The organism is Pantoea sp. C8B4 (assembly GCF_051336905.1).
In the GTDB taxonomy this organism is placed as follows: Bacteria; Pseudomonadota; Gammaproteobacteria; order Enterobacterales; family Enterobacteriaceae; genus Pantoea; species Pantoea rwandensis_B.
Map to the genome: position 1 here is coordinate 77,705 of NZ_JBGMNK010000012.1, position 25,505 is coordinate 103,209.

Sequence of the window (25,505 nt, forward strand, 5' to 3'; positions counted from 1 at the left end):
ACCTCCATTTTTGCAACCCTGATTTTGATTAATGACGAGAGGCTTGCTTAAATCTATACGGCGTCTGATGGGATATTGTCCCGCGCCACGATGAAGTTCGCACCTGTGGAACCCTGAAAAAGGCGTCGGCTTCAGTGAGCCATTTTTTATGTCAGGTTCATCCGCAGGTCGTTGTGCCGTTCAGGTCATCAATGATCAGTCGTCGCAAAACCAGATGGTAACTGTAAACACCTAAGCAAGAGCTGGCAGCCCGCTGTCAGCTCTTTTTTAATGACTGTATTCTGTCCGGTGTGCCGTTATCGCCCACGCTATTCTTGCCAGCTTGTTCGCCAGCCCGCACGCCACCACATTCGAACAATGTCGCGTCAGCTGTTCTTTTACCCAGTCAGCCAGCCGTCCCGGGTGGTGTTCAATCCGCTGCATAAAGACGCGGGCACACTGCACCAGTAATCGTCGCAGTTTTTTATCTCCGCGCTTGCTTATCCCCATCAGCGTGTTTTTGCCACCAGTGCTGTATTGTCGCGGCACAAGCCCGGTTGATGCCGCGAAATCCCGGCTGCTGGCAAAGTTTTTTCCGTCTCCCAGCTTTGTCGACAGCAGGCTGGCAGTGATCATCCCGACGCCCGGGATCGTCAGGAGACGCTGTGCTGACTCATCATCCGACAGATGATTTTTTAACTCCTGCTCCACCTCGTCTATCTGCTCACTCAGCCAGATATAGTGCTGGCGTAGCCGCACCAGCAGACGGGCCAGATACGGTGGAAGTGCGTGTTCTTCCAGCAGAGCTTCCAGCCGCCTGATAACTGCGATACCCCGTGGCAGGCTGATGCCAAATTCCAGCAGGAACGCATGCATCTGATTAGTGATTTTGACACGCTCTCTCACCAGTGACTCGCGCACCCGGTGAATGGCTGACATCGCCTGCTGTTCTTCAGTACGCGGTGCAACAAAGCGCATTGAAGGACGCGAAGCGGCTTCGCAGATGGCTTCAGCATCAATAAAATCGTTCTTGTTGGTTTTAACAAATGGCCGGACGAACTGCGGAGAAATGAGCTTCACCTGATGACCGAGCGCACTGATGTGACGCGCCATGTAGTGTGCTCCGGCGCAGGACTCCATCACCACAGTAGAAGCTGAGCAGGTGGAAAGAAAAGTGGTTAACTGTGAGCGGGAGAACTTTTTACGTAATAAGGCATGCCCGTGTTTATCCTGAGCATGAACATGGAATGAGTGCTTGCCGAGATCGATACCAATGAGCGATACGTTTTGCATGATGATCCCCTTCAGAAAGAAAAACACCCTGTCAGCATAGCGCCCGACAGGGTGGAGGTGACCATCTCATTAAGGCGGCTTATCAGCCGCCTTATTACACGCCGAAAAACTTAGGCGTTTTTCGCTGCTGCAGCTGCTTTCACGATCACTGCGAACGCATCGGCTTTCAGTGAAGCACCACCAACCAGCGCGCCATCGATGTCTGGCTGAGTGAACAGTTCTGCGGCATTTTTGTCGTTAACAGAACCGCCGTACTGAATGATCACTTGCTGAGCAATCGCCGCATCTTTCTTCGCGATATGGTCACGAATGAATTTGTGCACGGCCTGGGCCTGCGCAGGGGTAGCGGATTTGCCGGTACCAATCGCCCAAACTGGCTCGTAGGCAATGACCACGCCTTCGAACGCAGCCGCACCCTGAGTTTCCAGCACGGCGTCAATCTGGCGTGCGCACACTTCTTCCGTTTTGCCCGCTTCGTTCTCTGCTTCAGTTTCACCGATGCACAGGACTGGCACCAGACCGGCTGCTTTCAGCACAGCAAATTTCTTCGCGATGAACTCGTCGCTTTCTTTGTGGTAAGTACGGCGCTCAGAGTGGCCGATGATGATGTATTTCGCGCCGACATCTTTCAGCATTTCTGCGGAGGTTTCACCGGTGAATGCGCCAGACAGGTTAACGTCAACGTTCTGTGCACCCAGTGCAATGTGGCTGCCGGAGACGGCGTGTTTTGCCAGGTCAAGATAGAGAGTGGGTGGAGCAATTGCTACGCCACAACCTTCAACACCAGACAGCTCTTTGCGCAGACCTTCAATCAGCTCGCCTGCCATGTGCTTGCTGCCATTCAGTTTCCAGTTACCCATAACCAGTGGATGTCGCATTCTTTCCTCCGCATAACGCGATTCATGAAATAGCGCTGCCATCGGGCAGCGATGTCTGCCAGACAGTATAGAGATCAAACGTGTCGCTGGCTTTGCTTTTCGTCATTTTTGCCGCGGTGATCAAGGGGTCGCGAGCGCGAGTTTTATCGGCTCAACCGCGAAGGTTAATCCCTTGTCACCGTTATCCGCGACCACAAAACGCAATGCACCCTCAGTACTGGCAAAATAGCGCGCGCCTTTGCCTGCGCTGAGCAGTGCATCAAGCTTTTTCCGTCCATCTGCAGGCGATAAGCCAGGGACAAAAAATCGCAATAATGCCGTCATGTAATCCATCGCACGTGCCTGCGCGGTTTTCATATCCGGGCCGGGAACCGGTAGCCAGGTAATTTGCAGCGTTTTGATTTTTCCGGTGCCCTGTTCCAGCGCAGTAGAAGCATAGAGTGTTTCATTGATCTTGCTGGCGGCGCGTGTCAGGTTGCTTTTATCGTCTCGATTATCAATCGCACGATATTCCTGCAACGGCAGATCTGGATTCGTTGCGTTGTACTTCTCGCGAAACTGCGCGATGGTCATATCGAAGGTGGGGGCACCTGCCAATAGATAAGGGGCGGCAGGCAGGTGATCGCTTCGATCCTGCGGTGTCGCATCCTCCGCCCAGGCGGGAAATGTCAGCGCGACGCTTAGCAGCAACGCGACTGGCAGATTCTTCATTGCTTCGGCCCTAAATCATTCACTTAGCCCACGATTAGAACGGTTTTTACCGACCAAAGTCAAAACCCACACTGGGAAAAGTCTGACAATCTTCACACCGCACGTATTACCAGTAATGCTCGCTGGTCATATGGCCGGGTTTGCGTTTGAAATGTTTGCGCATCTCACGCGTATCTTTCAGCAATTGCTGGGTATCGCGCACCATTTGCGGGTTGCCACACAGCATCACGTGGCTGGTGTCAGCGGTCATCGGCAAACCTACCGCACGTTCAAGTTCACCGCTCTCTATCAGCTGCGGCACACGACCGTGCAGTGAACCGGCGATCTCTTCTCGACTCACCACCGTCTGAATGTGTAATTTGCCCGGATAACGCTGTTGCAGCTGCTGCATCAACGGCAAGAAGCTCAGGTCATCGGCGAAACGTGCCGCATGCACCAGCACAATGTTGTCAAACCGTTCCAGATCTTCGCCTTGCTGCAGAATCGATAAATAAGGACCGATTGCTGTACCGGTCGCCAGCATCCATAGTGTGCTGCAGTCGGGAATTTCATCGAGTACAAAGAAACCGGCGGCTTCTTTGGTCACCATCACTTGATCGCCAGACTGCAATGCCTGCAAACGTGGACTGAGTTTACCCTCAGGCACTGTGACCAGATAGAACTCCAGTAAGGGATCGTGCGGCGCATTCACATACGAGTAGGCGCGTTGCACACGTTCACCATCAATTTCCAGCGCCAGCTTGGCAAACTGCCCGGCGGTAAAGGTATCAATTGGCGCGGTAACGCGCAGGCTGAACAGTGCATCGGTCCAGTTTTTCACTTCTTGTACTTCCGCATTGATCCACTCTGCCATGATCGCTCCTTATTATTGATTATTCAGGCGTGTCACTATCATCGTCAGCCCTGTCGCAGATTTCCAGCCCGGCGGAGAGCAAAGGGCTCTCAGCGACAAATGATGCGCACTCCACATCAACTGTAGCGGTCGGGTTACGACCCGGTACGTAATCTTGACACCACTGCGTCAGTCGCTTTGCGCTCACCTCTCGATTTGTCACGCAATCCTGATATTTTTGCCGCCATTAATCGCCAGCAGCCTTTTTTAGTGCTGCTTTTATTTTGTTTCTCAGGCAGACATTTTGTTCCATGTTGATGAATAAAACACAAAACCGCTTCCTGTTATTCATGCTGATCGTGCTGGTGGCGGTCGGACAGATGGCGCAAACCATCTATGTGCCGGCGATGGCGAACATGGCTGAAGCCCTGAACGTGCGCAGTGGCAGCATGCAGCAGGTCATGGCCGCATATCTGATGACCTATGGTGGATCGCAACTGATCTACGGTCCGCTGTCAGACAGCTTTGGCCGTCGTCCGGTGATCCTTATCGGTATGACGATCTTTGCCGTGGGAGCATTGATCGCCATGTTTGCGCCATCACTGCAGATTTTGGTGCTGGGCAGTGCGGTGCAGGGTTTGGGTACTGGCGTCGCGGGGGTGATGGCTCGCACCATGCCGCGCGATCTCTATTCCGGTATCGCACTGCGCCAGGCCAATAGCCTGCTGAATATGGGTATTCTGGTGAGCCCGCTGCTGGCTCCGGTCATTGGTGCGCTGCTGACGCATCTGTTTGGCTGGCACGCTTGTTTTGCGTTCCTGCTGTTGCTGTGTGTCGGCGTCACCGCTTCCATGGCGCGCTGGCTACCAGAAACGCGCCCGGTGGATACACCTGCCACACCGTTTCTGCGTCGTTATGCCACCTTGCTTAGCGACGGGAATTTTATCCGCTATCTGCTGTTGTTGGTCGGCGCGCTGGCAGGCATTGCGGTGTTTGAGGCTAGCTGTGGCGTTTTGATGGGTGGCGTGCTCGGTCTGGATGGCATCACCGTCAGCATCTTGTTTATTCTGCCCATCCCGGCCGCCTTTTTCGGTGCGTGGTTTGCCGGACGCGAGCAGAAATCCTGGCATACGCTGATGTGGTATGGCGTAAACAGTTGCTTGCTGGCTGGGCTGCTGATGTGGATGCCGGCATGGTTCGGCATCATGAATATCTGGACACTGCTGGTGCCTGCCGCACTGTTCTTCTTTGGTGCCGGGATGCTGTTCCCATTGGCGACATCCGGTGCGATGGAGCCGTATGCATGGTTAGCAGGGAGTGCGGGCGCGCTGATTGGTGGCATACAGAATCTTGGCTCTGGCGTGATTGCCTGGCTGTCGGCGCTGCTGCCGCAGCACGATCAGTCGAGCCTCGGGATGCTGATGTTTGTCACGTCGCTGGTGATGCTGCTGTGCTGGTGGCCGCTCTCACGTCATCCGGAGAGCGGCAAACAGGCGATTACAGGATAAACTGATGCAGCGCCGCGTCTTTGCGATCCAGATAGTGGATCGACTGGATGCGGCGGATGGTGCGTGATTTACCGCGCACCAGCAGGGTTTCGCTGGTAGCGATGTTACCTTTACGTGTAATGCCTTTCAGCAGGTCACCGGTGGTGATACCGGTGGCGGCAAAAATCACATTATCGTTACGCGCCATCTCTTCCAGCTTCAGCACTTCTCCGGCTTTAATGCCCATTTCAGCACAACGTTGCAGCTCCTGCTCGCCCAAACGACGGTTCTCTTCACTGTCGCCTTTGACGTGGTGACGTGCCAATAGGCGCGCCTGCATGTCGCCATCCATTGCACGGATCACCGCAGCTGACACCACACCTTCTGGCGCACCGCCGATACCGTAAAGTACATCCACTTCGCTATCAGGCATGCAGGTCAAAATCGAGGCCGCAACATCACCATCCGGGAAGGCAAACACACGCACACCGAGCTGCTGGAGCTGCGCGATCACCGCGTCATGGCGCGGTTTGGCCAGAATCGACACGGTCAGCTGGCTGAGGGGTTTATCCAGAGCGATGGCGATGTTCTTCAGATTGGCGTCGAGCGGCAGGTTGAGATCGATAGCCCCGCGCGCGCCGGGCCCGACAATCAGTTTTTCCATGTACATATCAGGTGCGTGCAGGAAGCTACCTTTATCGCCCACGGCTAATACTGCCAGTGCGTTGGCCTGACCCATCGCCGTCATACGTGTGCCTTCGATAGGATCGACAGCGATATCCACCGCATCCCCACGGCCGGTACCGACTTTTTCACCGATATAGAGCATCGGCGCTTCGTCGATTTCGCCTTCGCCAATCACAATCTGACCGTCGATATCAATGGTATTGAGCATAATGCGCATAGCGTGAACGGCTGCACCGTCGGCCGCATTTTTATCGCCGCGTCCTAACCAGTGATAGCCCGCTAATGCAGCGGCTTCGGTCACACGGGAAAATTCAATCGCGAGTTCTCGTTTCATGGTTGCACCTGATAAAAAACAGGCAGGCAGTGTAACACGGAGGGGAAAGCAGGGCGGGGAGAAAAACCCGCGGCAGGGTGCCGCGGGTCAGAGGTTTTACTCAGCGTCTTCCCACGCTTGCGCACGCGCCACGGCTTTCTTCCAGCCTGCATAGCGCACGTTGCGTTCGGTGGTTTCGATGCTTGGGCGGAACTCACGCTCAACGACCGCTTTCGCACGTACTTCTTCCAGATCGCTCCAGAAGCCTACCGCCAGGCCAGCAAGGTAAGCTGCACCCAGCGCGGTCACTTCACGCACTTCAGGACGCTCAACGCGCGTACCGAGAATGTCTGACTGGAACTGCATCAGGAAGTTGTTGGCGACCGCACCGCCATCCACGCGCAGAGATTGCAGACGGGTGCCCGCATCGTTCTGCATCGCTTCCAGAACGTCACGTGTCTGATAAGCAATCGATTCCAGCGTTGCGCGGATGATGTGATTCGCGTTGGCACCACGGGTCAGGCCGAAGATGGCGCCACGAGCATACGGATCCCAGTATGGCGCACCCAGACCGGTAAACGCAGGCACCATGTAGACGCCGTTGGTGTCCTTCACTTTCAGCGCGAAGTATTCAGAGTCCGTTGAATCGCTGATCAGCTTCATCTCATCACGCAGCCACTGAATGGACGCGCCGCCGATGAACACCGCACCTTCCAGTGCGTAGTTCACTTCGCCACGCGGGCCGCAAGCAATGGTGGTCAGCAGGCCGTGCGTTGAATTCACCGCTTCGGTGCCGGTGTTCATCAACATGAAGCAGCCGGTACCGTAGGTGTTTTTCGCCATACCCGGTTGTACGCACAGTTGGCCGTACAGGGCTGCCTGTTGGTCACCCGCGATACCCGCGATTGGAATACGCGTACCGCCTTTACCACCAATGTTGGTCTGGCCGTAGATTTCAGAAGAGCCTTTCACTTCCGGCAGCATTTCGCGCGGAATATCGAGGATCTCCAGCATACGCTGATCCCACTCCAGCTTGTGGATGTTGTACATCATGGTACGAGAGGCGTTGGTGTGGTCGGTGATGTGCACACGCCCCTGGGTCATTTTCCACACCAGCCAGGTATCAACGGTACCGAACAGCAGCTCGCCACGTTTTGCACGCTCGCGCGCACCTTCAACGTTGTCGAGGATCCACTTCACTTTGGTGCCTGAGAAGTACGGGTTAATCACCAGACCAGTGGTGTGCTGGATGTACTCTTCCAGACCCTCTTTCTTCAGCTTGTTACAGTAGTCCGCTGTACGTGGATCCTGCCAGACGATGGCGTTATAGATCGGCTTACCGGTCTCTTTATCCCACACGATGGCGGTTTCACGCTGGTTGGTGATACCAATCGCGGCAATCTCATCAGAACGGATGTCGGCATGAGCCAGCACTTCGACCAGCGTGGAGCTTTGTGACGCCCAAATATCCATTGGGTCGTGTTCTACCCATCCCGCTTTCGGGTAGATTTGGGTAAATTCGCGCTGCGAGACGGCGACGATGTTCGCGTCATGATCAAGTACCACGGCACGCGAGCTGGTCGTGCCCTGATCGAGCGCGAGAATGTATTTTTTATCAGTCGTAGTCATTTTATTTTCCTGATGATTAACGATGAAACTTACGCTTTACGCTGCTCAGCGCGTGCGACCGGTTTTTCTGTTTTGCTGGCTTCCGCCACACTGACCGGCAGGTTACGGCCAATCAGTGAACGGTAACCGAAGGCTCCGAGGCAAGCACCCACCAGTGGGCCAAAAATCGGAACCAGGAAGTAAGGAATATCTTTGCCGCCGGTAAAGGCCACATCACCCCATCCTGCGATGAAGGCGAACAGCTTAGGACCGAAGTCACGCGCCGGGTTAAGTGCGAATCCGGTGAGCGGGCCCATTGAACCACCAATCACGGCAACCAACAGACCGATTAACAGCGGAGCCAGTGGACCACGTGGTACACCGTTGCCGTCATCGGTCAGCGCCATGATCACAGCCATCAGAACCGCCGTGATCACCATCTCAACCAGGAACGCCTGACCGACACTGATGTGTGGATTAGGGTAGGTTGAGAAGATACCGGCCAGATCGAGGCTCTGCACGCTGCCACGCACCATTTGATGGCTGGCTTCATAATCAAAGAACAAATTGTAGTAGAGGCCATAAACCAGCGCCGCCGCACAGAAGGCACCGGCAACCTGCGCCAGGATGTAAGGCAGCACTTTGCGCCCTTCAAAGTTAGCAAACAGGCACAGCGCGACCGTTACCGCTGGATTTAAATGCGCGCCGGATACGCCCGCACTGAGATACACGGCCATGGAGACAGCAAGACCCCAGATAATACAGATTTCCCACTGACCGAATGCGGCACCAGCCAGTTTTAATGCAGCAACACAGCCTGCACCAAAAAAGATGATCAAACCGGTACCGAGAAACTCGGCGATGCATTGACCTTTTAGTGTGTTCGTTGTCTGACTCATAATGGCATTCCTGAAGCGAGGTTAAATTTTATCAGTTTTTGTTCTCAATCCATGAGTCACCCAGCTCTTATGTAGGGCTGATGTGAATTTATCGTTAACGAGCATAAACGAGAAATAGCGAAATCAAAATATGTGTACTCCGTCATAAAAATGCGCGTTTTCGCGTCTTTTACCTTTCTTTAAGGCCCATTAACCCTGCTTTACCTAAGTCCAATATCGTGACCGCGCGCAAAAATGCGCGATCGTGAGCGTTTTTTTAAGCATTAACTGAAAAGTGTTACAGACTGCCCGTGCAGGCCTTGTGTCGCTGGACTTGCGGGGTGTGGCTACATACAATCGGGACATCGTGGCTGGACGCACCATAACAAGGCAGTCCCAGCACCATCAACGCCTTGCAAGAGATTTAGGAGAGGTCATAAAGATGTCATTTGAAGTGTTCGAGAAACTGGAAGCGAAAGTACAGCAGGCGATTGATACCATCACCCTGCTGCAGATGGAAATTGAAGAGCTGAAAGATCAGAATAATACGCTGCGCAACGAAGCCAGCCAGGCTTCCGGCAACCAGGATGCACTGGTGCGCGAAAACCAGCATCTGAAAGAAGAACAGCACGTGTGGCAGGAGCGCCTGCGTGCACTGTTGGGAAAAATGGAAGAGGTTTAAGCGTCTATGCTTAAACCCATGACGGGTGCTGCGGCACCCGTTTTTGTTGTGGCTTACTCGATATCGAGAGCGTCTTCCGACAGAATGATGCCGGTGTTATCGGCATAAAGATGGTCGCCGGAGAAGAAGGTCACGCCGCCAAAGTTAACGCGTACGTCGCTTTCGCCAATCCCTTCGCCCGCCGCACCAACCGGAATCGCGGCAATCGCCTGAATACCAATTTCCAGCTCTTCCAGATCGTCAACCTGACGCACTGAGCCGTAAATCACCAGGCCTTCCCACTCGTTTTGCGCCGCCAGCCGTGCCAGTTGCGCATCAACCAACGCACGACGAACTGAGCCGCCGCCATCAATCACTAACACACGACCCCGGCCATTCTCTTCCAGCAGATCGTAAAGCAGGCCGTTGTCTTCGAAACATTTCACTGTGGTGATTTGCCCACCGAATGAGGTGCGTCCGCCAAAATTGGAAAAGAGCGGTTCAACCACGTTCACTTCTTCATGGTAGATGTCACAGAGTTCGGAAGTATCGTATTTCATGAGGGTATCGTCTGTTTGCCACAGGAGCGGTAAGTATATCGCTATCTGACGATTGTTGGCAAAATCATCACCCGCTAAAAAAAGCGCTGCATCAATATCCTGCGTAAAAAAATGCCCGGCACAGTGGCCGGGCAGCGGATAACGATGGAACCCTTACAGAATAAAGCGGCTGAGATCTTCGTCGGCCACCAATTCGTCCAGATGTTTGCCAACGTAGTCAGCATCAATAGTGATGGATTCGCCGTTGCGATCGCTGGCGTCATAGGAAATGTCTTCCATCAGACGTTCCAGCACGGTGTGCAGACGACGCGCGCCGATGTTCTCGGTGGTTTCGTTCACCTGCCATGCCGCTTCGGCAATGCGACGGATACCGTCTTCCGTGAAATCAACATTCACACCCTCTGTGCCCATCAGCGCTTTGTACTGTACGGTCACAGACGCGTTTGGCTCCGTCAGGATACGTTCGAAGTCATTCACGGTCAGCGCCTGCAGCTCCACACGGATCGGCAAACGGCCCTGCAGTTCTGGAATCAGATCTGACGGACTGGCAACCTGGAAAGCGCCTGACGCGATAAACAGAATGTGATCAGTTTTCACCATGCCGTGCTTGGTGGACACGGTGCAGCCTTCCACCAGTGGCAGCAGGTCACGTTGCACACCTTCGCGTGATACATCCGGGCCGCCGGCATTCTGGCCGCCGCGCTTACAGATTTTGTCGATTTCATCGATGAACACGATACCGTGCTGCTCAACGGCTTCGATAGCGTCTTGCTTCAGCTCTTCCGGATTCACCAATTTTGCCGCTTCTTCTTCAATCAGCAGCTTCATGGCTTCTTTGATCTTCAGCTTGCGCGCTTTCTGCTTCTGTCCACCGAGGTTCTGGAACATCGACTGCAGCTGGCTGGTCATCTCTTCCATGCCCGGAGGCGCCATGATTTCAACACCGGCTGCTGATGCGGCCAGATCGATCTCAATCTCTTTGTCGTCCAGCTGGCCTTCACGCAGCTTCTTGCGGAATGACTGGCGGGCTGCAGAAGGTTCGGCAGTGTGCTCGGCCTGACCCCAGTTATTTTTCGCCGGTGGGATCAGGACATCAAGAATGCGCTCTTCTGCCATCTCTTCGGCGCGGTATTTGTTTTTCTCGATCGCCTGACTGCGCACCATTTTGATGGCGGAGTCGGTCAAATCGCGAATAATCGAGTCGACTTCTTTACCCACGTAACCCACTTCGGTGAATTTCGTGGCTTCGACTTTGATGAAAGGCGCGTTGGCGAGTTTTGCCAGACGGCGTGCAATTTCAGTTTTACCGACACCGGTCGGGCCAATCATCAGAATATTTTTTGGCGTCACTTCATGGCGCAGCTCTTCGTCGAGCTGCATGCGGCGCCAGCGGTTACGCAGTGCAATCGCCACGGCCTTCTTTGCGCCGTCCTGGCCGATGATAAAGCGGTTAAGCTCGCTGACAATCTCGCGGGGAGTCATCTCAGACATGATGTTTAGTCCTTAGCCTTAGACGGTAATTCTTCGAAGTTAATGTTGTGGTTGGTGTAAATGCAGATATCGCCAGCGATGTTCAGCGCCTTCTCAACGATATCGTGCGCACCAATGTCGGTGTTCTCCAGCAGGGCGCGTGCCGCTGCCTGGGCGTAAGGACCACCCGAACCGATGGCAATCAGGTCATTTTCCGGCTGAATCACGTCACCATTACCGCTGATGATCAGTGAGGAGTTTTCATCAGCCACCGCCAGCAGCGCTTCAAGGCGGCGCAGCATGCGATCGGTACGCCAGTCTTTTGCCAGTTCGACCGCTGCTTTCACCAGATGGCCCTGGTGCATTTCCAGCTTGCGCTCGAACAGTTCAAACAGGGTGAAGGCATCTGCGGTGCCGCCAGCAAAACCGGCGATCACTTTGTCATTGTAGAGACGACGCACTTTCTTCACGTTGCCTTTCATCACGGTATTGCCGAGCGTAGCCTGGCCATCACCGCCAATCACGACTCGGCCGTTGCGTCGTACACTTACTATTGTTGTCACGGGCAGACCCCTTGTTGCAGTGGATAAGGAACTTCGCGCACAGAGCACGGAGTATCATGCAACCAGATATGGGGTAGGTTTGAAGGGTTTCAACCCCGAGATTTGTCTTACTTGAAAGGGCAGGTGCGCTCACCCTTGTGACTTACAGATGTAAGCACAGAGGGGTGAGCACTTATCGCTTAGGGTAAAGCGAGCGGAATGCAGCTGCTGTGTCCGGAGCTGTGTAAGCGTTTGACGGTGCTGTCAGCACTGCTGCGATCTTTAAACGGCCCGATAACCACGCGATTCCAGCCTCCGCCGGTGGTGATACGGCTCTCGAAACCTTCAAAGGCCAGACCTGCGCGCACAGATTCCGCCTGGTCAGTGCCTTTAAATGAGCCACACTGCACCATCCAGCGCTGCGAAGCGGCTTTCTCTTCCGGTTTCGCTTTTGCCGTTTCCTGCGGTTTCGGCTGTTGCACCGGTTCACGCGTTATCGGCGCTGGCTGTTGTTGTTGACGCGTCGCCTGCTGTTGCTGCAACTGCTGTTGGCGTTGTTGCTGCTGTAACTGTTGCTGCTGGCGCTGCATCTGTTGCTGTTGTTGCTGCACCTGCTGTTGGCGTTGCAGAGTTTGCTGACGCTGTGCCGGAGTTTGTTCGTTCCACGGCACTTCGTTGAGCTGCGTCGGTTGTTGGCGCATATCAGCCTGCATCTGCTCCAGCAATTGGCGCTGCTCATCCGTCAGCTGGGTCTGTGATTGCACACCACCACCAGCAGACGGTTCCGTCGGCGTAGGCACGGTGATTTGGCGATTTTCCAGCTCTTTGATGTATTTCCAGCGCTCTTCTGGCTTAGGCGGAAGGCCGTTGCCGTTGGCTTTATGATTCGGAATGACCTCAGTCTCTTCTTTTTTATGATGAGAGATGAACCATAAACCACCGGCAAAGGTGACCAGCACGGCCACGGCCAGTACGATCATCAACTTTGACGTGCCGGAGCCGCCTTTGCTTTTCTTACTGCGGCCTGCAGCGGGTTTTTTGCGACGCGTCCCTGTTGAACGCCCGCGGCCTACATAATCTCTCTGTGCCACTTTCGTTCTGATACCCTTCAAAAAAATGCCAATGGGCGAAACCCTAAATTAAGACGGGTGTAAATGTTCTGTTAATTGCCCGGCAACGAATGCGTCATGTTACTCAAGGGCTGGAACTTTGACCAGCAGAGTCTGCCTTCAGAATCCGCTGAAAATGCAGTGAAGCCTAGACTATTTTTCCCGTTTTGTGGCGGGTGCGGTGCTTCCGCGCACGCGTAATTCCGCGTCGAGTAAACGTGAGCCGTTGTTGACGCGTTTGCCCTGCAGTTCATCCAGCAACAGCAGCATCGCCTCGCGGCCAATGGCAAATCGCGGCTGTGCCACGGTGGTGAGTGGGGGATCGTAATACTGTGCCAGTTCGATATCGTCAAATCCCACCACGGAAAGATCCTGCGGAATGCGCATGCCCAGCTTTCGTGCCTGATTCATCGCACCCAATGCCATCAAGTCGCTGTGGCAGAAAATGGCTTTCGGCGGTTGCGGTAAGCTCATCAGCTGTTTCAACGCACTGGCACCGGCTTCGAAGGTGAAATCACCGTGCACAATCATCGTGGGATCGATAGCGATACTGCTGCGGCGCAGAGCCTGGATGTAGCCTTGTAAACGATACTGGCTGAGCGGGATATGTTCCGGCCCGGTAATGCAGGCAATCTGGCGATGACCGAGTTGCAGCAGATGATTGACGGCTTCAAATGCCGCCGTCAGGTTATCAATGTGCACGGTAGGCAGAGCCATTTCCGGGGCGAATTCGTTGCCCATCACCATCGGCGGCAGGTTACGCTGATCTTCAATTCCTGCATCGAACGGCAGTTGTGAACCCAGCAGCACCATGCCATCGATTTGGCGCGTCAACATCAGGTTGAGGAAGGTTTTTTCCTGCTGATCCTGATGAGCGCAATCGCCAATCAGCACCAGATAGCCCTCCTGCGCCGCCGTGACTTCGACGCCACGGATGATTTCACTAAAGAACGGATCGCAGATGTCCGGCACTATCACCAATATGGTTTGCGTTTCGCCGCGTTTGGCATTGCGTGCCAGCCCATGTGGCGCATAGCCGACATCAATCACCGCTTGTTCTACTTTCTGCCGGGTGGCAGCCGAGACTTTTTCCGGGTTCATCAGCGCGCGAGAAACCGTGGCGGTAGACACGCCGGCTTTCTCGGCCACATCTTTCATGGTGGCAGCAGATGAAGGTTGCTTCTGGTCCAACGTATAACTCCTGACGCGGTACAGCGCATTGATTTTCAGACATTGCCGGGCTTCAACCGGGATGGGCACTATTGATAACCCAACGCCGGGTGAGGTTGTTACTTAATTTGCATAAAAATTGTGACTTGTGCGACTTTTTTCGATCTGGCTCGCAGATGTTATGCGGCCTAACTCTCGGTGGGATCGATATCCAGTGTCCATTTGGTTTTGCGCGCGGCGGGCAGGGTGGAGATCAGCGGTAGCGAACTGCTCAGCAGCTGTTGCAGGCGTTTACGCGAAGGATGCTGTAGCAACAGTTGCCAGCGCCAGCGTCCACTGCGTTTTGGTGCCAGTGCCGGAACCGGCCCCATTAACCACATGGCCTCATCTTTCAGCGGGCTGGCTTCGAGTAAATTGCGCAGCTGCGTGAGGAATTCAGCGGCCTGCGCATTGTCCATGTCCTCCGCGCGGAACAGCGCGTGGCTGGTCCACGGCGGCAACTGCACCGATTGGCGCTCCAGCAAGGTTTCCTCGGCAAAGGCGAAATAGCCACGATGCAGCAGCGTCTGCAACAGCGGATGCTCGGGATGGTGCGTCTGCAGCAGTACTTCACCTTGTTTACCGGCGCGCCCGGCGCGCCCGGCCACCTGGGTATAGAGTTGAGCAAAGCGTTCGGCGGCGCGGAAATCGGCGGAGAATAAGGCGCCATCGACATCCAGCAGCGAAACCAACGTCACATCGGGGAAATGGTGCCCTTTTGCCAGCATCTGTGTGCCAACCAGAATGCGGGCGCCGCCGCGATGCACATCCGCCAGATGCTGCTCCAGTGCACCTTTGCGGCTGGTGGTATCGCGATCAATGCGCGACACAGGTACGCCGGGAAAGAGTGTGCTGAGCTGTTGCTCAAGCTGCTCTGTACCGACGCCGACCGGCATCAGGTGTGTGGAACCGCACCCCGGACATTGATTGGGCAGCGGGCGCTGGCTGTCGCAGTGGTGGCAGCGCAGTTGGCGATGATGTTGATGCAGCGTGTAATAGCTGTCGCAACGCTGACACTCGGCCAGCCAGCCACAGTCGTGGCACATTAATGCTGGCGAGAATCCGCGACGGTTCAGGAACAGCAACACCTGATTATCGGCCTGCAGGTGCTGGCGCATTTTGCCCAGCAATGCGGGCGCAAGTCCCCCTTTAAGCTGCTGGCCTTTAAGGTCGATAAGCTGCTGAAGCGCCGGTTTGGCGTTACCCGCGCGTTTGGTGAGATTGAGCTGTCGATACTTGCCAACGCGCACATTATGCAGGGTTTCCAGCGCAGGCGTCGCTGAACCCATGACAATGGGAATATCTTCTTCGTGGGCGCGAAACACCGCCAAATCGCGCGCCTGATAGCGCCAGCCTTCCTGCTGCTTGTACGAACTGTCGTGTTCTTCATCAATAATGATTACTCCCGGACGCGCCAGCGGTGTGAACAGCGCGGAACGCGTGCCGATGATAATCGCGGTTTCGCCACGGCGCGCTCTCAGCCACACCGCAAGACGTTCGCTGTCGTTGAGTGCCGAGTGCAGCACATCAATCGGCGCATCGAAGCGTTCACGGAAGCGGGCAATGGTTTGCGGTGTCAGACCGATTTCCGGCACCAGCACCAGCGCCTGTTTGCCGCGCGCCAGCACATTCTCTAACACGCTGAGATAGACTTCGGTCTTGCCCGAACCGGTTATCCCCGCCAGCAACCACGCTGCATAATGGTCATCTTCACTGCGCATCGCACCGACAGCCATCGCCTGATCGGTGTTAAGACGCAGGCGATCGCCTTTCACGGCAAAGGTGGTGCGCCAGTCGTGCATCTGCGGCGCATGTTCGCGCAGATCACACAGACCTTTTGCTCGCAGTGATTGCAGTGCCGCGTCAGTCAGGTCCTGTTCGCTGACCTGATGGCGATAGAGGGGCTGTTGGCGCAGTGCCGCCAAAGCTTGCTGCTGCTTCGGCGCACGCTTGAGGCTCTCCATGGCCACTTCACGTCCGGCATCGTTGACCACCCATTGCCAGAGTGGCGCTTCCTGAGCCGGTTTTCCCTGGCGCAGCAGCACGGGTAGAGCATGGTTGAGCACCTCGCCGAGCGGCGAATGGTAATAGCTGGCGGCCCAGTTAAGGATGCGCCACAGAGCTGGAGAGAACAGGCTCTGATCGTCCAGCACGCTTTCCAGCGGTTTGAGCTGAGTCAAAGGCAGATCGCTGGTTTCCTTTACAGCCACCACAATACCGATCATTTTACGATTGCCAAACGGCACGCTGACGCGCGCGCCCACCATCGGCTGCGCAGCATCGGCGGGCAGAAGGTAGTCAAACAGGCGAGGCAGCGGAACGGGCAGGGCAACCTGAACAACGGGCATGTCGATCTCTATCCGGTTCTGTAATAAGGAGAAGTAGTGTACACGCTGATGCAACCCTCGTCATACTTCACGCCACAGCCACAGCCACAGCCACAGCCACAGCCACAGCCACAGCCACAGCCACAGCCACAGCCACAGCCCACACCGCATAGCCACATTGGCTGCGCTCGCTCTTTCCATCAGATTGACTGGGATGAGGGCGTTTACCGCCTCCCAATGGCTCGAGTGACTCAGAGAATAAACGGCTGCTATTTGCCTGGTGCGGTCAATTTCTGTATACTATGCCGCCTTTGATGAGATGACTTGTCAAAGATACACTTAATTGTTCAACCGCGTGTGGTGCTGTGCAGGTTCGCCTGGCACGGAGAGCGACACGGCCTTTTATGAGGTTCTCCCATGAAACAAGGTATTCACCCGAAATACGAAGCTGTGACCATCACCTGCTCTTGCGGCAACGTGATCAACACCCGTTCAACCATGACTGGTACCCTGAACCTGGACGTGTGCGGCAAATGCCACCCGTTCTACACTGGTAAGCAGCGTGTTGTTGATTCTGGTGGTCGTGTTGATCGCTTCAACAAGCGTTTCAGCATCCCAGGCAGCAAGAAATAAGATTATTTGCCATCGAATCTTCGGATTCGGCAGCAAGAAAAAACCCAGCCTTGGCTGGGTTTTTTTGTTTCTGGACTCAGTATTCCCAGGTGTCGGGATCGATGCCCATCTCACGCATAATCTGCTTAGCTTCTTCCGGAATCTCATCGCTGCGTTCTTTGCGCAAATCGACATCATTTGGCAGCGGCTGCCCGGTGAAAGCATGCAAAAAGGCTTCGCACAGCAATTCGCTATTGGTGGCATGACGCAGGTTGTTCACCTGACGGCGCGTGCGTTCATCCGTTAAAATTTTCAGCACTTTCAGCGGGATAGAAACTGTAATCTTCTTAACCTGCTCGCTCTTCTTGCCGTGTTCAGCGTAAGGGCTGATATATTCGCCGTTCCATTCAGCCATGGGTTACCTTAATCAATAAAAGTTGAATATGGGGAAATCCGTTGATTATGCCCGATTTTTCGATGCCTGACCGCTTAAACTGCCGGTTTTATGCTTACGCATCGCTTTTCACAGGAAAGCGCGCTGAACACCAGGCGATGACGCGTAATTTTAGCGGGTATTGATGATTTGCTCAATCTATACGCAAAGACATTTAGATGTCCAGATGTATTGACGTCTATGCGCTGAATGTTATCCTGTTGCCACTTCTTATTACACTTCAGGAACAGTAAGCACCATGACGCGTAAACAGGCAACCATCGCAGTACGCAGCGGTTTGAATGATGACGAGCAATATGGCTGCGTTGTCCCACCGATTCACCTCTCCAGCACCTACAACTTCCTCGACTTTAATGAGCCGCGTGCACATGACTACTCACGTCGCGGTAACCCCACGCGTGATGTGGTACAACGCGCGCTGGCGGAACTGGAAGGCGGTGCGGGCGCGGTATTAACCAATACCGGGATGTCAGCGATTCATCTGGTGACCACCGTGTTCCTGAAGCCGGGCGACCTGCTGGTTGCCCCACATGACTGCTACGGCGGCAGCTATCGCCTGTTCGACAGCCTGAGCAAGCGCGGTGCATATCGCGTGAAATTTGTCGATCAGGGTGACAAAGCCGCTCTGGCAGCCGCGCTGGCCGAGAAACCTAAACTCGTGTTGGTGGAGAGCCCAAGCAATCCGCTGCTGCGCGTGGTAGATATCGCAGGCATTTGCCAGGCGGCGCGTGCAGCGGGTGCGATCAGCGTAGTGGATAACACCTTCCTGAGTCCGGCATTGCAAAATCCGCTGGCGCTGGGAGCCGATCTGGTGATCCACTCTTGTACCAAATACCTGAATGGTCACTCGGATGTGGTGGCCGGAGCGGTGATTTCTAAAGATCCGGCGATGGCCACGGATCTTGCCTGGTGGGCGAATAATATTGGTGTAACCGGCGCAGCGTTTGATAGCTACCTGCTGCTGCGCGGTCTGCGCACGCTGGCGCCGCGTATGGCAGCAGCACAGCGTAATGCGCTGGCGATTGTTGATTACCTGAAGCAACAACCGCTGGTGAAAAAACTGTATCATCCGTCTCTGCCGGAAAATGCCGGACATGAGTACGCGGTGCGTCAACAACGTGGCTTTGGTGCGATGCTCAGCTTTGAACTCGACGCTGATGAAGCACGTCTGCGTCGCTTCCTGAAAGCGCTGCAGTTGTTCACGCTGGCGGAATCGCTGGGTGGCGTGGAGAGCCTGATTTCGCACACCGCGACCATGACGCATGCCGGCATGTCTGCGGAAGCGCGCGCGGCAGCGGGTATTTCAGAAACGCTGCTGCGTATTTCTGTCGGAATTGAAGATCACGAAGATTTAATCGCCGATCTGGAAAATGCATTCCGGATCGCAGCCGAGGAGTAAGCATGACAAGTTCAGCAGGCGCGGGAACGCCGAACAAGCAGTTGCATAAATTTGGTGGCAGTAGCCTGGCGGATGCACGTTGTTATCAGCGTGTCGCCAGCATCATGGCGGATTACAGCCAGCCAGGCGATTTAATGGTGGTCTCTGCCGCAGGCAGCACCACCAACCAGCTGATTAACTGGCTTAAACTGAGCCAGAGCGATCGCTTATCTGCCCATCAGGTGCAACAAGCTTTACGCCGTTTTCACAGCGAACTGATCGCTGCGCTGTTGCCTGCTGAATTTGCTGAAACGCTGACCGCTGCCTTTATTCGCGATTTGGAACGTCTGGCGGCCCTGCTTGACGGCGCTATCACCGATGCGGTGTATGCCGAAGTGGTGGGGCACGGTGAAATCTGGTCGGCACGCCTGATGGCGGCGGTGCTGAGCCAGCGTGATATTGAGTCTGCGTGGTTGGATGCGCGAGACTTCCTGCGTGCCGAACGTGCTGCGCAGCCACAGGTCGATGAAGGTAAGTCCTGGCCATTGCTACAGGCGCTGCTGGCTCAACATCCTCATAAGCGTTTGGTGGTAACCGGCTTTATCAGCCGTAGCGATGCCGGTGAAACGGTGTTGCTGGGGCGCAATGGTTCGGACTACTCAGCCACCCAGATCGGTGCGCTGGCAGGCGTAAACCGGGTCACCATCTGGAGCGATGTGGCCGGTGTGTATAGCGCCGATCCGCGTAAAGTGTCCGACGCCTGTTTGCTGCCGTTACTGCGTTTGGATGAGGCCAGCGAGCTGGCGCGTCTGGCCGCACCGGTATTGCATACCCGTACGCTGCAGCCCGTGTCGAATAGCGATATCGATCTGCAGTTGCGTTGCAGCTATCAACCTGAGCAGGGCTCAACGCGCATTGAGCGCGTACTGGCTTCCGGTACCGGCGCGCGTATTGTCACCAGCCACGACGATGTGTGCCTGGTAGAGATTCACATCCCGGAAAACCACGATTTCAAAACGCAGCAGAAAGAGATCGATCTGCTGCTGAAGCGTGCGCAACTGCGTCCGTTAGCAATGGGCGTCCATCCTGACCGCCGTCTACTGCAACTTTGCTATACCTCCGAAGTGGTGAACAGCGCATTCAATTTATTGCAGGACGCTGTGCTGCCGGGTCATCTGCAACTGCGCGATGGCTTAGCGTTGGTGGCGTTGGTCGGTGCAGGCGTGACGCGTAACCCGCTGCACAGCCATCGTTTCTGGCAGCAAATCAAAGACCAGCCGGTTGAGTTTGTCTGGCAGTCAGAAGATCACATCAGTATTGTCGCCGTATTGCGCGTGGGACCGACACAGCACCTGATTCAGGGGTTGCACCAGTCATTGTTCCGCGCGGAAAAACGCATCGGTCTGATGTTGTTTGGCAAAGGCAATATCGGCTCACGCTGGCTGGAGTTGTTTGCCCGCGAGCAGGAAGGCTTATCGGCGCGTACCGGCTTTGAGTATGTGCTGGCAGGCGTGGCTGATAGCAGTCGTAGTTTGCTGAGCTACGAAGGTCTGGAAGCCAGCCGTGCGCTCGCCTTTTTTGATGACGAAGCCGAAGAACGTGATGAAGAGTCGCTGTTCCTGTGGATGCGTGCCCATCCGTTCGATGATTTAGTGGTTCTGGACGTCACCGCCAGCGCACCATTGGCACAGCAGTATCTTGATTTTGCCAGCCACGGTTTCCATGTCATTAGCGCGAACAAAGTCGCAGGCGCATCCAGCAGCCAGAGTTGGCGGCAGATTCGTGATGCGTTCGCCAAAACCGGTCGTCACTGGCTGTATAACGCCACGGTAGGCGCAGGATTGCCGGTGAACCATACGGTGCGCGATCTGCGTGAAAGCGGCGACAGCATTCTGGCCATCAGTGGTATTTTCTCCGGCACGCTGTCCTGGCTGTTCCTGCAATTTGATGGCACCGTGCCGTTCAGTGAGCTGGTGGATCAGGCCTGGCAGCAAGGTCTCACCGAACCCGATCCGCGCGTGGATTTGTCGGGGCAGGATGTGATGCGCAAGCTGGTAATCCTGGCGCGTGAAGCCGGTTATGACATCGAGCCGGATCAGGTACGTGTTGAATCGCTGGTGCCGTCGGATTGCGAAGAAGAATCGATTGACCACTTCTTCGAGAATGCCGACGAGTTGAATGACCAAATGCTGCAACGCTTTGAAGCGGCACAGGAGATGGGCCTGGTGCTGCGCTATGTGGCACGTTTCGATGCCAACGGTAAAGCCCGTGTGGGGGTGGAAGCGGTGCGTCCGGAACATCCGCTGGCTTCACTGCTGCCGTGCGATAACGTTTTTGCTATCGAAAGCCGCTGGTATCGTGACAATCCGCTGGTGATCCGTGGGCCAGGCGCCGGCCGTGATGTGACAGCCGGTGCGTTACAATCGGATATCAATCGCCTCGCACAGCTACTGTAACCTGCCTTGTAACGCAGACGGTGCCCGCCGTCTGCGCTTTTCACCCTCTCCGCGAACATGAAACTCTTTCAACTTGATTGAATATTTGTCACGCCTGTACATTAATTTTAAGTTGACGCTAACGCGCTAATGGTTCATTTTGTGCATCTGGACGTCTAAACGTATGGATGTTCGCAGGCCGCAAGTTAATCGATATGTGACGACGAGGTAATCTGGATGAGTTTCTTTCACGCCAATCAGCGCGAAGCGTTGAACCAAAGCCTGGCTGAGCTGAACGGGCAAATTAACGTCTCTTTTGAATTTTTCCCGCCTCGTACCAGTGAAATGGAAGAAACCTTGTGGAGTTCGATTGATCGACTGAGCATCCTTAAACCGAAATTCCTCTCCGTAACTTACGGTGCGAACTCTGGCGAGCGCGACCGTACGCACAGCATCATCAAAGGCATTAAAGAGCGCACCGGCCTGGAAGCGGCTCCACACTTGACCTGCATCGATGCCACGCGTGATGAGCTGCGCACCATCGCGCGTGATTACTGGGACAACGGTATCCGTCACATTGTGGCGCTGCGCGGTGATTTACCGCCGGGCGGCGGCAAGCCTGAGATGTACGGCGCTGATTTGGTCGAATTGCTTAAAGAAGTGGGCGATTTTGATATCTCTGTAGCCGCTTACCCGGAAGTGCATCCTGAAGCGAAAAGTGCGCAAGCGGATTTGATCAACCTGAAGCGTAAGGTTGATGCTGGTGCCAACCGCGCTATTACGCAGTTCTTCTTTGATGTCGAAAGCTATCTGCGCTTCCGCGATCGCTGTGTCGCGGCAGGCATTGATGTCGAAATCGTGCCGGGCATTTTGCCAGTATCGAACTTTAAGCAGTTACAGCGTTTCGCCACCATGACCAACGTGCGCGTGCCGGGCTGGATGAACGCGATGTTTGCCGGATTGGATGACGATCCAGAAACGCGCAAAATGGTCGGCGCTAACATCGCCATGGACATGGTGAAAATTCTGTCGCGTGAAGGGGTGAAGGATTTCCACTTCTATACGCTGAACCGCGCAGAGCTTAGTTACGCCATCTGTCACACGCTGGGTGTGCGTCCAACCTTAACGGCCTGATTTTCTTAAATTGAATTATGAGGGGGCCAATGCGCCCTCTTTTTTATTTGCACCATGTTACCCAGCGGGAAGAGGCGGCAAATGGAGTAAAGCGTTGGGCGCCATGGATGGCGCACGCCGAGCGATCAGGGACGAGACAGCGACTTTACGTAATTGCCGCCTCTTCCCGCGACGCGCACCGCCCAAAAAAAAGGGCCAGATTGGCCCCTTCATGATTAGCGCATATCGCAACTAGCCGGTATTACGCATACCCGCTGCCACACCGGCAATCGTCACCATCAGCGCTTGTTCAACACGCGCATCTGGCTCATCACCACGCTCTTCCTGCGCACGTGCACGATGCAGCAGTTCAGCCTGCAATACGTTGAGCGGATCGGTGTAAACGTTACGCAGCGCGATAGATTCGGCGATCCACGGCTGGTCAGCCATCAGGTGCGCATCGTTGGCGATGGTCAGCACGGCTTTAATATCCGCAGCCAGCTGATCGCGCAACTGCAGACCCAGAGGCCACAGTGATTTATCCACCAGACGCTGATCGTAGTATTCCGCCAGCCACAGATCGGCTTTCGAGAACACCATCTCCAGCATGCCAAGACGGGTGGCGAAGAACGGCCACTGGCTACACATCGCTTCCAGCTGATCCTGATGGCCTTCATCCATCGCCTTTTGCAGCGCCGCACCAGCACCTAGCCAGGCTGGCAGCATCAAACGGTTCTGCGTCCAGGCGAAGATCCACGGAATCGCACGCAGTGATTCCACGCCGCCGGTAGGACGACGCTTCGCCGGACGTGAACCGAGTGGCAGTTTACCCAGCTCTTGCTCTGGCGTGGCCGAGCGGAAGTACGGTACGAAGTCCGGGTTTTCACGCACATAGCCGCGATACATGGCGCAGGAATGGGCTGACAAACCGTTCATGATCTCTTTCCACTCGCGCTTAGGTTCTGGCGGTGGCATCAGGTTGGCTTCCAGAATCGCACCGGTATACAGCGACAGGCTAGCGATAGTGACTTCTGGCAAACCATATTTGAAGCGAATCATCTCGCCCTGTTCGGTCACGCGCAGGCCGCCTTTGAGGCTGCCCGGCGGTTGCGACAGCAGTGCAGCGTGCGCAGGTGCGCCGCCACGACCGATTGAACCGCCACGTCCATGGAACAGCGTCAGGGTGATGCCAGCTTTCTCACAGGTCTTGATCAGCGCATCCTGTGCTTCGTACTGCGCCCAACTGGCGGCCATCACGCCGGCATCTTTCGCCGAGTCGGAATAACCAATCATCACCATCTGTTTGCCGTTGATGAAGCCACGATACCAATCGATATTCAGCAGTTGCGTCATCACGTCATTGGCGTTGTTCAAATCGTCGAGGGTTTCGAACAGTGGCGCTACTGGCATCGCGTAAGGAATGCCGGCTTCTTTCAGCAGCAAATGCACCGCCAGCACGTCCGACGGCGTTTTCGCCATCGAAATCACGTAAGAGGCGATAGAGCCTTGTGGCGCTTCTGCCACCACTTTACAGGTATCCAGCACTTCGCGCGTGTTGTCGCCCGGCTCCCACTGATGCGGCAGCAGCGGACGTTTGGAGTTCAGTTCACGGATCAGGAACGCCTGCTTGTCGGCTTCTGACCAGCTTTCGTAGTCACCCAGCCCCAGATAGCGCGTCACTTCCGCAATCGCTTCGGTGTGGCGGGTGCTCTCCTGACGGATATCAATACGCACCAGCGGCACGCCAAAGCACTTCACGCGACGCAGCGTATCCAGCAACTGGCCATTCGCAATGATGCCCATGCCGCACTGTTGCAGAGATTGATAGATAGCGAACAGCGGTTGCCACAGTTGATCGTTTGATACCAGTAGATCGGCAGGGCGCGGCAGGCGCTCGCCTTTCAAACGACGGCCTAAATAAGCTTGCGTGGTCATCAGCTGGCCACGGATGCGCTTAAGAATCATGCGGTACGGTTCCAGCGCTTCTGGATCGCCGCACAGCTCACGCACTTCATCGCTGCATTCGGACATCGACAGTTCAGAAATCAGCACGCCCACGTCGCGCAGGAACAGATCGGCGGCTTTCCAGCGGCTTAGCTGCATCGCATGGCGTGTGATTGGCGCGGTGACGTTCGGGTTACCGTCGCGATCGCCGCCCATCCACGAGGTGAATTTAATCGGCACGAAATCGACGGGCAACTTAATACCAAAGGTCTCTTCAACTTGCTCGTTCAGCTCGCGCAGGAATGCCGGTACGCCTTGCCACAGGCTATTTTCGACCACGGCAAAGCCCCATTTGGCTTCATCAATCGGGGTTGGGCGGTACTTACGGATTTCATCGGTATGCCAGGCTTGTGCGACCAATTGACGCAGGCGACGCATGACTTGCGTGCGCTCGTAATCGGAGAGATCGCTGTGGTCGAGTTGCTGCAGGCAGCTATTCACTTCGCCCAGCATGTGGATCAGCGTACGTCGGGTGATCTCCGTTGGGTGAGCGGTCAGCACCAGCTCCAGTGACAGTTCTTCAATCGCCTGGCGAATCGAACTTTCGCTGATGTCGTTTTGCTGCTTCAGACGCTCAAAGGTCTTCTTCAGGATTTCAGGATTGTTCGCACCATCGCCGCTGCGGGAAATGGTCTGATACTGCTCTGCCACGTTGGTCAGGTTGAGGAACTGGCTAAACGCACGCGCGACGGGCAGCAGCTCGTCATTAGAGAGATTTTGCAGCGTGTTCAGCAGTTCCTTACGATCGGTGTCATTGCCTGCGCGGGAGGACTTAGAGAGTTTGCGGATAGTTTCCACCCTATCGAGGATGTTCTCTCCCAGTGCATCCTTTATCGTATCCCCGAGCAGTTTGCCGAGCATACTGACATTACTTCGCATTGCGGAATATTGTTCGTTCATTTGACCCTGACACCCTTATCGTCTTGAAAGTACCCTTACACCCAACGGGCATAACATCGTCTTTT

At 55.2% G+C, this 25,505-nt stretch carries 21 protein-coding genes; 6 read left to right on the forward strand and 15 right to left on the reverse strand.

Going from position 1 to position 25,505, the window contains the following annotated elements:
• Positions 1–267: 267 nt before the first annotated feature.
• The 4 genes from ACCW76_RS15555 to fpr all read right to left on the reverse strand — a co-directional run bounded on the left by ACCW76_RS15555 (position 268) and on the right by fpr (position 3,714).
• Positions 268–1,272: an IS110 family transposase gene (locus ACCW76_RS15555; RefSeq protein WP_436339081.1), complete on the reverse strand. Its 1,005-nt coding sequence runs from the start codon at positions 1,270–1,272 to the stop codon at positions 268–270.
• A 110-nt stretch (positions 1,273–1,382) separates the two neighbouring features.
• Positions 1,383–2,150, reverse strand: coding sequence for a triose-phosphate isomerase (gene tpiA, locus ACCW76_RS15560; protein ID WP_034823759.1), 768 nt, complete (start codon positions 2,148–2,150; stop codon positions 1,383–1,385).
• Between the two features lie 120 nt (positions 2,151–2,270).
• Entirely contained in the window at positions 2,271–2,861 is a 591-nt protein-coding gene (locus ACCW76_RS15565; protein WP_038644079.1) for a YiiQ family protein, read from the reverse strand.
• A gap of 106 nt (positions 2,862–2,967) precedes the next feature.
• Positions 2,968–3,714, reverse strand: a complete 747-nt coding sequence (fpr, locus tag ACCW76_RS15570) for a ferredoxin--NADP(+) reductase (protein WP_436339082.1) — start codon at positions 3,712–3,714, stop codon at positions 2,968–2,970.
• A 290-nt stretch (positions 3,715–4,004) separates the two neighbouring features.
• On the opposite strand from fpr, the gene emrD reads away from it, so the two are divergent.
• Positions 4,005–5,201, forward strand: a complete 1,197-nt coding sequence (emrD, locus tag ACCW76_RS15575; RefSeq protein ID WP_436339083.1) for a multidrug efflux MFS transporter EmrD — start codon at positions 4,005–4,007, stop codon at positions 5,199–5,201.
• On the opposite strand, the gene glpX is transcribed toward emrD, so the two are convergent.
• The 3 genes from glpX to ACCW76_RS15590 form a co-directional block, all read right to left on the reverse strand.
• Positions 5,191–6,201 (reverse strand): class II fructose-bisphosphatase, encoded by a 1,011-nt coding sequence (glpX, locus tag ACCW76_RS15580; protein ID WP_045833625.1) that lies wholly within the window; start codon positions 6,199–6,201, stop codon positions 5,191–5,193. The two genes, emrD and glpX, sit on opposite strands and share 11 nt — an antisense overlap.
• 96 nt (positions 6,202–6,297) lie before the next feature.
• Positions 6,298–7,809, reverse strand: a complete 1,512-nt coding sequence (gene glpK, locus ACCW76_RS15585; RefSeq protein ID WP_436339085.1) for a glycerol kinase GlpK — start codon at positions 7,807–7,809, stop codon at positions 6,298–6,300.
• A gap of 29 nt (positions 7,810–7,838) precedes the next feature.
• The gene (locus ACCW76_RS15590; protein WP_436339087.1) at positions 7,839–8,687 is read right to left on the reverse strand and encodes an MIP/aquaporin family protein; all 849 of its coding nucleotides are present in this window, start codon (positions 8,685–8,687) and stop codon (positions 7,839–7,841) included.
• A 421-nt stretch (positions 8,688–9,108) separates the two neighbouring features.
• On the opposite strand from ACCW76_RS15590, the gene zapB reads away from it, so the two are divergent.
• Positions 9,109–9,348, forward strand: coding sequence for a cell division protein ZapB (gene zapB, locus ACCW76_RS15595; protein ID WP_034823745.1), 240 nt, complete (start codon positions 9,109–9,111; stop codon positions 9,346–9,348).
• A 53-nt stretch (positions 9,349–9,401) separates the two neighbouring features.
• Here the strand turns inward: zapB and rraA are convergent, their stop codons facing one another.
• From rraA to priA, 6 genes are all read right to left on the reverse strand, one after another.
• Positions 9,402–9,887, reverse strand: coding sequence for a ribonuclease E activity regulator RraA (gene rraA / locus ACCW76_RS15600; protein WP_034823742.1), 486 nt, complete (start codon positions 9,885–9,887; stop codon positions 9,402–9,404).
• Between the two features lie 153 nt (positions 9,888–10,040).
• The gene (gene hslU, locus ACCW76_RS15605) at positions 10,041–11,378 is read right to left on the reverse strand and encodes an HslU--HslV peptidase ATPase subunit (protein WP_045815700.1); all 1,338 of its coding nucleotides are present in this window, start codon (positions 11,376–11,378) and stop codon (positions 10,041–10,043) included.
• Between the two features lie 5 nt (positions 11,379–11,383).
• Positions 11,384–11,920 (reverse strand): ATP-dependent protease subunit HslV, encoded by a 537-nt coding sequence (gene hslV, locus ACCW76_RS15610; RefSeq protein WP_071845580.1) that lies wholly within the window; start codon positions 11,918–11,920, stop codon positions 11,384–11,386.
• 179 nt (positions 11,921–12,099) lie between these two features.
• A complete protein-coding gene (gene ftsN / locus ACCW76_RS15615; protein ID WP_038644091.1) occupies positions 12,100–12,990 on the reverse strand; it encodes a cell division protein FtsN in 891 nt (296 codons plus the stop codon).
• 171 nt (positions 12,991–13,161) lie between these two features.
• Positions 13,162–14,199: a DNA-binding transcriptional regulator CytR gene (gene cytR, locus ACCW76_RS15620; RefSeq protein ID WP_038644093.1), complete on the reverse strand. Its 1,038-nt coding sequence runs from the start codon at positions 14,197–14,199 to the stop codon at positions 13,162–13,164.
• A gap of 167 nt (positions 14,200–14,366) precedes the next feature.
• Entirely contained in the window at positions 14,367–16,565 is a 2,199-nt protein-coding gene (priA, locus tag ACCW76_RS15625) for a primosomal protein N' (protein WP_436339089.1), read from the reverse strand.
• Positions 16,566–16,961: 396 nt separating this feature from the next.
• On the opposite strand from priA, the gene rpmE reads away from it, so the two are divergent.
• A complete protein-coding gene (rpmE, locus tag ACCW76_RS15630; RefSeq protein WP_021506837.1) occupies positions 16,962–17,177 on the forward strand; it encodes a 50S ribosomal protein L31 in 216 nt (71 codons plus the stop codon).
• A gap of 76 nt (positions 17,178–17,253) precedes the next feature.
• Here the strand turns inward: rpmE and metJ are convergent, their stop codons facing one another.
• Complete coding sequence (metJ, locus tag ACCW76_RS15635) at positions 17,254–17,571, reverse strand: met regulon transcriptional regulator MetJ (RefSeq protein ID WP_034823729.1); 318 nt, start codon at positions 17,569–17,571, stop codon at positions 17,254–17,256.
• A gap of 277 nt (positions 17,572–17,848) precedes the next feature.
• On the opposite strand from metJ, the gene metB reads away from it, so the two are divergent.
• The 3 genes from metB (at position 17,849) to metF (ending at position 22,557) form a co-directional block, all read left to right on the forward strand.
• Positions 17,849–19,009 carry a cystathionine gamma-synthase gene (gene metB, locus ACCW76_RS15640; protein ID WP_436339091.1) on the forward strand — a complete coding sequence of 387 codons (1,161 nt, stop codon included), beginning with the start codon at positions 17,849–17,851 and terminating at the stop codon, positions 19,007–19,009.
• Between the two features lie 2 nt (positions 19,010–19,011).
• Positions 19,012–21,444: a bifunctional aspartate kinase/homoserine dehydrogenase II gene (locus ACCW76_RS15645; RefSeq protein WP_436339092.1), complete on the forward strand. Its 2,433-nt coding sequence runs from the start codon at positions 19,012–19,014 to the stop codon at positions 21,442–21,444.
• A 216-nt stretch (positions 21,445–21,660) separates the two neighbouring features.
• On the forward strand, positions 21,661–22,557 hold the full coding sequence (metF, locus tag ACCW76_RS15650) for a methylenetetrahydrofolate reductase (RefSeq protein ID WP_038644102.1): 897 nt from the start codon (positions 21,661–21,663) through the stop codon (positions 22,555–22,557).
• A 231-nt stretch (positions 22,558–22,788) separates the two neighbouring features.
• Here metF and ppc read toward each other — a convergent pair whose 3' ends face one another.
• Complete coding sequence (ppc, locus tag ACCW76_RS15655; protein ID WP_045833619.1) at positions 22,789–25,440, reverse strand: phosphoenolpyruvate carboxylase; 2,652 nt, start codon at positions 25,438–25,440, stop codon at positions 22,789–22,791.
• Positions 25,441–25,505 lie beyond the last annotated feature (65 nt).